The 12,217-nt window shown below is 34.4% G+C and carries 15 protein-coding genes; 3 read left to right on the plus strand and 12 right to left on the minus strand.

The window, feature by feature from the left end; translation table 11 throughout:
* Positions 1–11 precede the first annotated feature (11 nt).
* A complete protein-coding gene (holA, locus tag AC3WJF_RS07700; RefSeq protein WP_492450876.1) occupies positions 12–1,028 on the minus strand; it encodes a DNA polymerase III subunit delta in 1,017 nt (338 codons plus the stop codon).
* Between the two features lie 288 nt (positions 1,029–1,316).
* Here holA and AC3WJF_RS07705 point away from each other — a divergent pair, with 288 nt between their 5' ends.
* Positions 1,317–1,448, plus strand: coding sequence for a YqzM family protein (locus AC3WJF_RS07705; RefSeq protein ID WP_492450877.1), 132 nt, complete (start codon positions 1,317–1,319; stop codon positions 1,446–1,448).
* Between the two features lie 71 nt (positions 1,449–1,519).
* Here AC3WJF_RS07705 and AC3WJF_RS07710 read toward each other — a convergent pair whose 3' ends face one another.
* From AC3WJF_RS07710 to AC3WJF_RS07720, 3 genes are all read right to left on the minus strand, one after another.
* Positions 1,520–3,811, minus strand: a complete 2,292-nt coding sequence (locus tag AC3WJF_RS07710) for a DNA internalization-related competence protein ComEC/Rec2 (protein ID WP_492450879.1) — start codon at positions 3,809–3,811, stop codon at positions 1,520–1,522.
* A 78-nt stretch (positions 3,812–3,889) separates the two neighbouring features.
* Positions 3,890–4,447 (minus strand): ComE operon protein 2, encoded by a 558-nt coding sequence (locus AC3WJF_RS07715; RefSeq protein WP_492450880.1) that lies wholly within the window; start codon positions 4,445–4,447, stop codon positions 3,890–3,892.
* 53 nt (positions 4,448–4,500) lie between these two features.
* The gene (locus tag AC3WJF_RS07720; protein ID WP_492450881.1) at positions 4,501–5,115 is read right to left on the minus strand and encodes a helix-hairpin-helix domain-containing protein; all 615 of its coding nucleotides are present in this window, start codon (positions 5,113–5,115) and stop codon (positions 4,501–4,503) included.
* A gap of 307 nt (positions 5,116–5,422) precedes the next feature.
* Here AC3WJF_RS07720 and comER point away from each other — a divergent pair, with 307 nt between their 5' ends.
* Positions 5,423–6,244, plus strand: a complete 822-nt coding sequence (gene comER / locus AC3WJF_RS07725) for a late competence protein ComER (protein ID WP_492450882.1) — start codon at positions 5,423–5,425, stop codon at positions 6,242–6,244.
* 91 nt (positions 6,245–6,335) lie between these two features.
* Here comER and AC3WJF_RS07730 read toward each other — a convergent pair whose 3' ends face one another.
* The 8 genes from AC3WJF_RS07730 to AC3WJF_RS07765 form a co-directional block, all read right to left on the minus strand.
* Positions 6,336–7,082: a class I SAM-dependent DNA methyltransferase gene (locus AC3WJF_RS07730; protein WP_492450884.1), complete on the minus strand. Its 747-nt coding sequence runs from the start codon at positions 7,080–7,082 to the stop codon at positions 6,336–6,338.
* A gap of 5 nt (positions 7,083–7,087) precedes the next feature.
* Positions 7,088–7,435, minus strand: coding sequence for a ribosome silencing factor (rsfS, locus tag AC3WJF_RS07735; RefSeq protein WP_492450886.1), 348 nt, complete (start codon positions 7,433–7,435; stop codon positions 7,088–7,090).
* Positions 7,435–8,007: a bis(5'-nucleosyl)-tetraphosphatase (symmetrical) YqeK gene (yqeK, locus tag AC3WJF_RS07740; RefSeq protein ID WP_492450888.1), complete on the minus strand. Its 573-nt coding sequence runs from the start codon at positions 8,005–8,007 to the stop codon at positions 7,435–7,437. The genes rsfS and yqeK overlap by 1 nt, the downstream gene beginning before the upstream one ends.
* Positions 7,994–8,569 carry a nicotinate-nucleotide adenylyltransferase gene (locus AC3WJF_RS07745; RefSeq protein ID WP_492450889.1) on the minus strand — a complete coding sequence of 192 codons (576 nt, stop codon included), beginning with the start codon at positions 8,567–8,569 and terminating at the stop codon, positions 7,994–7,996. Before AC3WJF_RS07745 ends, yqeK begins: the two co-directional genes overlap by 14 nt.
* Positions 8,570–8,734: 165 nt before the next feature.
* Entirely contained in the window at positions 8,735–9,025 is a 291-nt protein-coding gene (gene yhbY, locus AC3WJF_RS07750; protein WP_492450890.1) for a ribosome assembly RNA-binding protein YhbY, read from the minus strand.
* 6 nt (positions 9,026–9,031) lie between these two features.
* Positions 9,032–9,865, minus strand: a complete 834-nt coding sequence (gene aroE, locus AC3WJF_RS07755) for a shikimate dehydrogenase (RefSeq protein WP_492450891.1) — start codon at positions 9,863–9,865, stop codon at positions 9,032–9,034.
* A gap of 167 nt (positions 9,866–10,032) precedes the next feature.
* The gene (gene yqeH / locus AC3WJF_RS07760; protein ID WP_492450892.1) at positions 10,033–11,139 is read right to left on the minus strand and encodes a ribosome biogenesis GTPase YqeH; all 1,107 of its coding nucleotides are present in this window, start codon (positions 11,137–11,139) and stop codon (positions 10,033–10,035) included.
* On the minus strand, positions 11,136–11,666 hold the full coding sequence (locus AC3WJF_RS07765) for a YqeG family HAD IIIA-type phosphatase (protein WP_492450894.1): 531 nt from the start codon (positions 11,664–11,666) through the stop codon (positions 11,136–11,138). Before AC3WJF_RS07765 ends, yqeH begins: the two co-directional genes overlap by 4 nt.
* Positions 11,667–12,017: 351 nt before the next feature.
* Here AC3WJF_RS07765 and AC3WJF_RS07770 point away from each other — a divergent pair, with 351 nt between their 5' ends.
* A complete protein-coding gene (locus tag AC3WJF_RS07770) occupies positions 12,018–12,158 on the plus strand; it encodes a sporulation histidine kinase inhibitor Sda (protein ID WP_492450896.1) in 141 nt (46 codons plus the stop codon).
* Positions 12,159–12,217 lie beyond the last annotated feature (59 nt).

The raw sequence follows: 12,217 nt of genomic DNA on the forward strand, positions 1-12,217 counted from the left end.
TTATTTCCATATTATTTACTTCGTTGGATCCTAAATAATAACATTTCAATTAACATAGATTTTGGTAAAGAACTTGTCTTCATTTGAAGATCCGCGTCAGCTATCCACATCATCATTTTATTTAGCTCATCTTCCGTAAACATTTTTGCTTGTCCAGCAGCAAGCTTTATTCTATATGGGTGAATCTTAAGGAAACTAGCAATTTGCTGTTGTCCATACCCACGTCTTGTTAATTCCTTTGTTTGATATAACAATCTAAATTGATTTGCAATAATCGAAAGAATTTTTATTGGTTCTTCGTTTTGCTTTAAAAGATCATAATATATTCGCAAAGCTTCATCAATTTTCCGTTGAATTACTTTATCAACTAACGAAAAAATATTTTGTTCCAAGGATTTGGAAGCTAGCATTTCTACTGTATGTTTATCAATACTCTGCTCGGAAAAAAGGGATAGTTTATCTACTTCACTTGCTAGCATCATTAAATTTGTGCCTGAAAGCATCATTAACATTTCAATGGCTTCATCGTTAATTTCTACGTGATTTGCTTCTGCACGATGACGAATCCATGCTCTTAATTCCTGTTCACTTAATTTTTTCGCTTCGAATACTTCTGCCAATCGTTTTAGTTGCTTTGTAATTTTTTTTCGTTCGTCCAGTTTTTCATATGGCGCAACAAATACAATCGTACTATACGGAACAGGTTCCTCTAGATAAGCTTCCAATTTAGAAATATCATGCTCTACCTTTGATTTTTGTTTTTCAGAAGTTAAAAAATATGGATTATGTAAAAAGATCAGTCTTTTTTCTCCCATAAAAGGAAGTGTCTCCGCATCCTCAATTGCAATATCTAATGATACTTCTTCGAGATCATAATTAGCAAAATTAAAATCCAATTCCTCATCTGTTAACATATTTTTCAATAATTTTTGTTTTGTCTCATTGATTAAAAAGCTTTCCATTCCATATAATAGATATATCGGCGAAAATTGCTTTCGTTCAATTTTTTTCCAAATGTCAATCATCAAATGCCTTCTTTCTTATTTTATCTTATCTCTATCGTAAAAAAGGATTGTGATTTTGACAAGAGGAGATTAACTCTCGTGTTTGAAGAGTCAATCTCCATTATCTATAATAAACGCCAATGAAAAAGACCTAGGATACTTTTTCATTAACGGAAATCTTGAGTAATAATATTTTCACCTTAATAGTGAAAAGTATTTGTGTTAACTCTTGTCAGCGAAGGAAATTAGACGGTTACTATAGCTTTTTCAGACTGAATCGTCTATACTAAAGTGGAAATAGGAGGGGTAGTTGTGAACGAATTTGAAAAACATGTACAGTATAAAGGAAATGACGCAATCGATTCTGGGATTGGATTCGGAGTGTCATTTGCATTTTTTGCAATTATGTTCATTATCGCAACTGTCATCAAGCTCGTTGGATAATTATAATGAGTTTGTGAAGGAGTTTGCTTTTGCAAACTCCTTTTTTATTTCCCGTAAAATCTTACAATATTTTATGGAAGTATCGTATGAAAAGTTCCTTTTTTTCCTTTAAATTTATACATTATTTCGCCTTGTTCATCTGTTCTATAAATTTTAATATGCGCATTATTTAAACGCTTCAGAACTTCGTCCGTAGGATGGCCATATCGGTTGTTTTTTCCTACTGAAATAATCGCAATGGATGGTTGAATATTTTCGAGGAACGGTTGGGTGGTTGATGTTCTACTCCCATGATGTCCAACCTTTAACACATCTACGTGAAATGGATAGGAATGGATTAGCTTTTCTTCCCCCTCCTTTTCTAAATCACCGGTAAACAGCCAACTTTTCCCGCCAACCACAGCACGCAGTACTAATGAATGATTATTACCATCATAGTTATTATCAAATGGCGAAACTATTCGAAATTCCCCTTCTCTATTTACCCATCCAAAGCCAGCTTTCACTTCTAATATTGGGGTATTTTCCTTTTGGAAAGCAATTACTGTATCGTACATTAATGGTTTAGTCGTAGCGTTCGGAGGAATATAAACATGGCTTACTTTTATATTTCCAATAAGCTCTTTCGCTGCCCCCATATGATCTGCATCACTATGAGTCAAAATCAATTTGTCAATTTTGGTAATTCCTTTTCCTTTTAAAAAAGGTATTAATACATCATTTCCAATGGTAAAGTTGCGTTTTCTCTTAGCCCATTCTGGTACTTCAAACTCAATAGTCCCGCCGGTATCAATAAGGTAGGTCCCTTGATGATAAGGAAGATGGATAAGTATACAATCTCCCTGACCAATATCAACAAAGTCAATTTCACCGTATGGATTGTAAAATTTTGCTGTCATGTATAAACTAACAACAATTAGAAGCGGCAATCCAGAAGTAAATATTTTCATACTATGTTCCCATTGGTAAAACAAAAATAAACTTGCTGCGATGATAAAAATCAATACCCATATACCCGGCCTTCCAACAATTAAAACCGCCCATTTAAAATCCAGTAATTGCGCCAGCTTTTCCGATAAAAAAATAATGAACAGTAAACATTGCTTTATCAAGCTGAATAACAACGGAAAAATAAATTGTGCAAAAAAAGAAAAGATCAAAAGCGGTAAAATAACAAAGCTGTATAATGGGACAAAGAAAAGATTACTAACAATACTCACGATTGAAATTTGATAAAACTGGTAAATCATAATAGAGAGGGAGGAAATTTGAGAAATCAAGGAGATCACAATCAATTGTATTACACTGTTTTTGTATCGTTTCATTATTGTCTGTGATGATAAAAGGATTGACAAAGTTACGATGAAAGATAATTGAAAGCCAACATTAAAAAGGATAAATGGATTTTTTATCAAAAATAGTAAGAAGCTAATGGCTAGCCCATCTAATGAGGTCAATGATAGTTTAGAATGGGTGGAGAGTAGGATGATGATTAACATTATGCCTGCACGGATAACTGGTGGATTTGCCCCACTCAATACAGTGTATACAGGCAAGATTAGAATAATTATTTTCGAACTCATTTCTCTCGTTATACCGATTCGGATAAGTATAAAATAAAACCCCCAAAATATTAGAGATACATGCAAGCCAGAAATCGCTAATAAATGGACAATTCCTAATCGTTGGTACAAAGAGTACGTTTCATCATCAAAATCGATTCGATCTCCAAAAAGGAGAGCTTTAGCATAAGGAATTATTGCAGTTGGATATTGTTGTTCAATGTTTAGGAGCGCAATTTCTCGCAAGCGTTTAATTTTATTCAATACTCCCTTTCTATCATCTATACATTTAGTAAATTCATCTACTTTAAGCTGCCAATGGATATTCTGCCTAAAAAGATATTGTTTGTAATTAAATAAATGCTCATTTCTATTTTTCTCTGGCACGGATAATACTCCTACTAAGTTACATGTAACACCGGGTTGAAGAAGTTTTTCTAGCGATTGTTTATCTGCTTCACTTTTAATTATATAGCTTAGAACTACATCTTCTTTTTTATCTGTTTGGACAGTAGCACTTAATTTGTTTCCATCAATTAAAGGTTTATTTTGAAAAGTAATTTGAAATTCACTTTGATTTGGATGAAAATTTGTTTTGTGATGGGAATTATTGCTGAAGGTACTTATTGTAAAAAAGAGGATGTACGCCAATATAGTTATCAACATTAGCTTTCTTTTTTTAGTAAGGAAACTACGAAGACAAAAAAGATGGAATGTTAAGGTTAGCCCCCAATGAACATGTAATGCCAGTGAAGTTGCACTTAGCGAGGCTACTGCTGCGTATAACCAATATCCTTGCATATACTCTCCTTTGCATAATAAGTGGAAGCAAAAACCTCCACCTACTATTTATTTAGGTTTTAAGAAAAGGGCTGTTTTTTAAAATAATTTATCAACTTGTAATTGTAAAGAAGCTAATGACTGATCATCTATTCCTTTTTCCTCTAATAATTTTATAAGGGACTGAACAAAATCAGCTTTTTCATTTGCCGTAAGATCCAAGGAATTTTGATCAAATGGGACTTGCTCTGTATATACACCTGCTTTATGAAAAAGTTCTATAGCATATGGATGATTTTTGTAATCGTGCGCATAATAAACTGCTTTTATGCCTGCTTGGATAATTGCTTTACAGCATTGTAAGCATGGGAAATGCGTAACATATATTTCTGCACCATTCGTAGGAACCCCGAATTTCGCACATTGGAGAATAGCATTCATTTCAGCATGGATGGTCCTTACACAATGATTATCAATGACATAGCATCCTTCATCAATACAATGCTCACCGCCGGCTATTGATCCATTATATCCTCCTGCGATAATTCTTTTATCACGTACAATCGTGGCACCAACCGTTAATCGTGTACATGTGCTTCGGGAAGATAATAAAAAACTTTGCGCCATAAAATATTGGTTCCAAGAGATTCTTTCCATTCTCGAATTTCCCCCTTTCTATGATCTATATACTTGTATTTATAAGTGTAACATTACTGGACAGTAATAGAGTCCTTTAATTTTTCAAATGTTTTATCCCCTATTCCTGTTACGTTCTTTATTTCCTCCACTTTTTTGAAACCGTCATTCTTTTCTCGATATTCCATGATTGCCGCTGCTTTTGAAGGACCTATCCCCGTTAGTGTTTGCAATTGTTCTGCCGTTGCAGTATTAATATTGACTTGGTCATTATCTTGATGTTGAGGAGTTGTCGTAATATTTATATCTGCATCTACGTCCTCTTCATTTGTTGGGACATAAATAACCATTTCATCATGTATTTTTTGCGCCAAATTTACTTTTCGCTGATCAGCTTTTTTATGAAAACCTCCAGCCCTCTGAATTAAATCTAACACTCTGTCATCTTCCATTGCTTCATAAACTCCCGGGTGTACCACAGCTCCTTTCACATCTATAAACATTTTTCCAGTTGGCTTCTTCTCGACTTGATTATTCTCGTCCTTTTGCACTTTATCAATCTGAGAGAATGAAAATTCAGTATCTTCCTTTCCATTTGATTTTTGTTGAAAAAAATAAATGCTTATTGCTATTCCGATGACGGCAATTCCTAAAATAATGATTTTATTTTTTAATAATAGTTCTTTCATACAAACCACCTTTTCGCAGTGTAGTATAATGTTGTGATGAATATTCACATAGGAAATGACATAGAGTTTTATGAAGGAATAGTAACGACAAAACGAAGGTTAATTATGGCCATAATTTTCTCATGAGGACGTTTTCCTATAAATTATTGCTTTTCGTAATTTTTTTAATCCTAAATTAGACTTAGTTTCGGGGCATCTTTTCTTGAAATGGATATCCATTCTAAGCCGAATAAGGAATTTATAAGATTTTCTTTTACAAAAGCACAAAGTTTAAGAAAAGAGCCTTTCGTAAAGGAGGAGAGAAAAAGTGAAAATAGGCATCATTGGAACTGGAAATATGGGGACTATTTTGGTGGAATCCTTCGTAGACAGTAAGGCAATTTCTCCTTCCAATCTTTATATTACAAATAGAACGATAGCAAAAGCTAAAAACTTGCAGAATAAATATCCCTTAATCCATATTTGCAATGAAATACCTGAGTTAATCCATTCATGTGATTTAATTTTCTTGTGTGTGAAACCATTAGATTTTCATCCATTATTAACAAAATACAAAGATTTGTTTACAAAAGATAAATGTTTGGTTTCTATTACAAGTTCCGTTTCTGTTGAACAACTCTCGTCCGTCACACAGTGTTCATGTGCAAGAGCAATTCCAAGCATAACCAATCGGGCATTAGCGGGAGTTTCCTTAATAACGTTCTCACCGTCTTGTGACGAAAACTGGAAAAGAACCATAAAAGAATTACTGTCATCTATTTCTATCCCCCTCGAAATAGACCAAAATATTACACGTGTTTCTTCAGATATTGTAAGTTGTGGTCCTGCTTTTTTTAGTTATTTAACACAGGCATTCATCGATGCAGCGGTTAAAAAGACAAGTATTGATACATCTACTGCGACTATTTTAGCAGGAGAAATGCTTGTAGGTTTAGGTGACTTATTGAAAAAAGGATACTATACTCTTCCTACACTACAGGAAAAAGTTTGTGTAAAAGGCGGTATTACAGGTGAAGGAATAAAAGTCTTAGAAAACGAGCTAGGGGATGTTTTCGAAAATATTTTTATCGCTACCCATGAGAAGTTTAACGAGGATGTTGAAGTTGTAACAAAACAATTTGGAGTTTAGCTTATTCAAATTATTCAACATCTTATTCGAATTTCCTGCAAAATAATTGAAATTATTTCAAAAAAAATGAGCGGAGGTTTATAACCCCCACTCATTTTTTGCAAGTAAAGAAGATTCTCTCTGAAGTTTTGTCCGGGTTGTCATGATGAAAATCAGCATTTACTTCAAGAATTTGAAAACCAGCTGTATGTAACCATTCGGTATAATCATGTTCTGTGTATGTACGTTGAACATGCACTTCATCAAATCGATTATACGTTTTTATTTCCTCATCATATAGAAAAAAAGTAAGCTCGTGCTCAACAGAATATGGATATTCACCTTCGAAACAGTTCCAAATATATGAAACAGTATCATCATTATCAGCATACGTTTGGTTAGCAAAGATATTTTCCACTTTATTAATCGAATGGACATCAAATACAAATAGTCCATCTTTTTTCAGATGTGCATATACCCTTCGAAACGTTTCTTTAACCTCTTCTGGATTCTTTAAGTAATTTAAAGAATCACAAAAAATGGTCACAATATCATACTGTCCCAAATCTTCTAACTCACACATGTTCTGTTGAAAAAAAGCAATATTCACATGGTTTTGAACTGATTTTTGACTTGCAACGGTAAGCATATCCTCTGATAAATCAACACCTGTTGTTTCAAAACCAGCTTTCGCCAACCTTATTGACAATTCACCGGTGCCACATGCGACTTCTAGTATACGATTCCCTGGAGTATGTTGATACTTTGTGACTTTGGTTTGTAAAAAATTCAACCATTCATCATAAGGAACATCCTTCATAAGGTAATCATATACATATGCAAATTCTCCATACGTCATCGTCATCACTCACTTAGAACATTAACCGTCGGAGCATCTCCCCACAGTCTTTCAAGATTGTAGTATGTTCTTTCGTCCCGATGAAATACATGGGCAACAATATCTCCAAGATCTATTAATACCCATTTCCCTTCATCAAAGCCCTCCATTTTTTTAACATTGTAACCTATCTCTTCTGCTTTATCTTTAATTTCTCTTGCAATTGCTTGTACTTGTTTATCGGAATTTCCATGGCAAATTAAAAAATAATCGGCAATTAAGGATATTCCATTCATATTTAAGACAACAATATTTTCGGCTCTTTTATCATCGGCAGCCTTAACCGTTAAAGATAATAACTCATGATTTTTCATTATCTTACATCTTCACCTTTCATAATAAGATCATTGTAAAAGTCAATCGTATCAGGATATACTGTCTGATTTCGCTTTAATAAATATTGGATCGTATTTCGAACAGAATAGATTAATGCCTTATCCAGACTTATCTGAGCTAACTCTCTTGCTTCTTCAACACCTGGGAAATTCCGGCCAGGCTCTATATAATCGGCAAGATAAATAATTTTATCTAGCAATGACATCTCTATTCTACCAGAAGTATGGAAACGAATTGCATTTAATACTTGTACATCACGTATTCCCACTTCTTTTTCAACCAAATAAGCACCAACTGGAGCATGCCATAACTCAGGGTTAAATTGTAGAAGTCGAGGATCAAAATGTTGTTCGACGATGATCCTTTTCATTTCACTTAGCGGTCGAAATTTTGCATAGTCATGAAAAATAGCGGACGTTTCCGCTTTCTTTTGATCAGCACCATACTTTATTGCTAACTGGATGGCTGTTTCCATTACCCCTATAGTATGAATATAGCGTTTTTCTGTAATTTGTGCCTTTACTATATTCAAGGCATTATTTCGATCCATATAAATGACGCTCCTTAATATAGTTCCAAACTTTCTCTAAAATTAAATATTTCACAGACTTTTTATCAAATATCCTTGTCCTTATTAGTGTTGAAGAAATATTGATTTCCGGAATTGTAACGTGGTGGATCGGGTAATCCGTTTTTTGAGAATGGTTCGGACGATTTACACCGACAAACTGTATCAACTCTAGCAATTGATCAATTTTATACCATTTAGGTAAGTATTCGATCATATCTGCTCCAATAATAAAATAAAATTCGATATCTGGCTCCCTATCACGCAAAAGTCTAATAGTATCATATGTATAAGAGCTTCCTTCTCTTTCCAGTTCAATTGTTTCCAATACGAAACAAGGATGATCTGCTATCGATAATTTTATCATATTAATGCGATCATCATTCGAAATCCATCTATCCTTTTGTTTGTGTGGCGGCTCCTGATTTGGCATAAATCGAATTTCATCAAGTTCTAGCGCCTGCAGTACTTCATTCGCTATGATTAAATGACCGAGATGCGGAGGGTCAAATGTCCCTCCTAAAATCCCCACTCGTCTCTTCATTTTTTCCACCTTCAATGGAGAATGTTTTTCGTAAATGGCTATTAATCCTAATACGGACTTAATTTCAAGGTATCTTTTCTTATATGGGCTATTCATTCATAACCTAATTAGCGATGTTTTCAGGACTTTCATCTTTAAAAGCTACAAAGTTGAAGAAAAGAGCCTCTATGGAAGCTGAATTTGTTTATTTTCTTTTGATTCCTTATATAATACAATCGTATTTCCAATTATTTGTACAACTTCCGCTTTTGCTCCTACTGCGAGCTGTTCTGCAACCGTATCCCTATCTACATCACAATTTTGCAGTACACTTACTTTAAAAAGCTCACGTGCCTCAAGAGCATTACTAATCTGTTTTATCATATTATCATTTACTCCACCTTTTCCAACTTGGAAAATTGGATTTAAATGATGAGCTTGTGAACGTAAAAAACGTTTTTGTTTACCAGTTAACATATACTTTTAACCTCCTAAATGTTGAAGAACAATAGATTCCATACGATTGATATCAGGCTTTATACCTGTCCATTTTTCAAAGGCAATGGCACCTTGATGCACGAACATTCCAATACCATTTTGAATCGTGGCACCTTTTAGCCTTGCCTCTTTTAAAAATTTTGTTTCTAATGGGTTATAAATTATATCTACTGCATGTGTGTTTGGTAGCATATTCTCTAGATTAAAAGGAATTTCATCTATATTTGGACTCATTCCAATCGAAGTCGTTTGTATCACTAAAGAATATGCTCCTAAATTTTGTCTAGCTTGGTTTAGATCCAAAATATTTGTTTCGCACTTGAAAGGACAATATTCCACTAGGCCCCCGGCTCTAGCGGTTGTACGATTACATATATCTATTCTTTGCACGCCAACTGACGCAAGCGAATAATAAATTGCCTTAGCAGCACCGCCTGCACCTATAATAAGCGTCTTTTCCTTTTTAAAATCCTCTTTCCATCTTTCCTGCAAGGAACGAATAAAACCTAAACCATCTGAATTATAGCCTACGAAGTCATTTCCTTCACGAACTACTGTATTTACGGCTCCAATTGCTTTTGCAAGCGGGTCTAATCGATCCAGCGATGGAAGTATAGAGGATTTATGAGGTATCGTAACATTAAATCCCTCTATGCCTATCACTTTCATTCCCTTTATAGCAGTCGCTAAGTCCTCAGGTGCAATTCTATATGGATGATAGTATCCGTCAATTTTTACATTTTTAAATGCATCATTATGCATCATCGGGGACATGGAATGGGAAATTGGGTCTCCAATCACTCCGAATAACCGTTTCATAAAATCCCCCCTAAATTAGAAAAGTTCAAACGCCTTGCCCATCGGCGTACAGTTGAGTGAAATTAGCATTTTAAATTTCACCGAGTACCTGATGCCCTTACCTGCAAGGAAGAGACGTAGAAATCCGCTAGCCGATAGGCGCTAAAGCTATCCAAAGACAAAATGTATTATATCAAAGATGGACGTGTCAGCACACTAACACCTTTTGGAACATAAGCTGCGACAACCGCTCCCGGATCATTAATAGTTACCCAGCCCAGACCTGAAAAAACTATATCAGTTTTTCCTTGTTTAAGAGAAAATTCATGACGAACTAAAGGAGGAAATTCCTCCAAATCATTTTTCCTTGGAGGTTGAAGAAGTTCTCCAACATGGTTTTTATATAAGGATTCAGCATTTTCCATCTTAGTGCGATGAATCTTCAGCTCATTTGAAACATGACAAATTAGAGAACGTCTCCCACCTTTTATATAATCAAGGCGTGCTAATCCTCCAAAGAATAATGTTTGCTCCTCATTAAGCTGAAAAACCATTGGTTTTATCTCTTTCTTTGGTGTAATAAGTTTTAAATCCTTTTTATCAACAAAATGGGCCATTTGATGGTGATTGATAATCCCCGGAGTGTCTACTAAATCACTTCCATCATCTAAAGGAATTTCAATCATATCAAGAGTTGTCCCCGGAAAATGAGAAGTTGTAATAACATCCTCTTCCCCTGCCACATTTTTGATTATCCTATTAATAAAGGTAGACTTCCCTACATTGGTACATCCGACAACGTAAACATCTTTGCCATTTCGATAATATTCGATTGCGTCAATTGCTTCGCTTATGGAGCTACCTTTTGTAGCACTTACTAATAAAACATCAATTGGCTGAAGCCCTAATTGTTTCGCTTCATGCTTCATCCATTGAATGAGCTTTGATCTTTTCACTGATTTAGGCAATAAATCTTCTTTATTACCAATGAGTAAAATAGGATTTTTTCCTACAAAGCGATGTAAGCCCGGTAGCCAGCTACCATTGAAGTCAAAAATGTCTACTATTTTTACAATAAGCCCATCGACGTCTGATAATCCATTTAATATTTTCAAAAAATCATCATCTGTTAAAGAAACATCTTGCACTTCATTATAATGCTTAAGTCGAAAACAGCGTTGACAGATAACCGATTCCTTCCCTAACGAGGAAGGCGGTGCATATCCTATTAGTTTTGGGTCATCGGTTTGAATCGCAACCCCACATCCAATACATGTTATTTCTGAACTATTCACATTTTATCCTCCCATTGTAATAATCCTTTTCTCTTAAACCAAGACATTATTCTTCGTTCAATCATCCTATTGAAACGGGTTGCCAAACCGTCCGATTGTGCAACAGGAACAACTAAAATAGTATAAAAACCACTTCTATTCCCACCAAGTACATCAGTAAGTAATTGATCACCAATCACAACCGTTTCTTCTTTTTTTACTCCCATCTTTGCAACTGCTTTATTAAATGCCATTGCAAGCGGTTTTCTTGCCTGAAATATAAACGGGATTTCAAGTGGGTCAGCAAATGCCTTTACTCTTTTTTCATTATTATTAGAAACGATCGTGACAAGAATATTATATTCTTTCATCTTAGAAAACCATTTGATTAGATTTGGTGTTGCATTTGGACGATCCCATTCTACTAATGTATTATCCAAATCCGTAATAATAGCTTTTACCCCTCTAGCTTTTAAACTTTCCGGGTCTATTTGAAAAACATCTTTAACATGTTCATTAGGCAAAAATTTATTTAATAGCAAAATCATGTACACTCCAATCTATTTTTACCGTTTAATCATATCAATTATTTTTTGATAATCAAAGAAGAAAAACTATTTGTATGCATATTGCAAAATATATTTAGTATAAAGAAAATTCGACAAAATCCACCTATTCCCAACAGTTGTGGATAAGTTTATTCACATTTTACACACTGATTTCATATATGCTTCTTCCAATTATAAACAAGTTAATAACAGGTTATCCACCGCTCATTGTGGATAGTTGGAACGCTTGTTCTATTCCTTATTGTTTGATAGAGTTAAATTACAACATGACAACCTACATAATATTCAGCAATTAAATATTTTAGAACGTCATAGTGGAGGTGATGGCTTATGAGAAAATTATCAAATGAATTATTAATCGAATCCTATTTTAAAGCAAAAGAATTACATTTAAGCCAGGATTTTATCCGCCTCATTGAGTTAGAGATTCATCGTCGCTCATTAACACATAGAATTAAAATTTCTTCCTAATAAGAAATGCATTAGCGCCTCGTCCATCGGCGTACGGATGACTGAAATTTGAAGTTTAA

Source organism: Heyndrickxia sp. FW510-T9 (assembly GCF_058781025.1).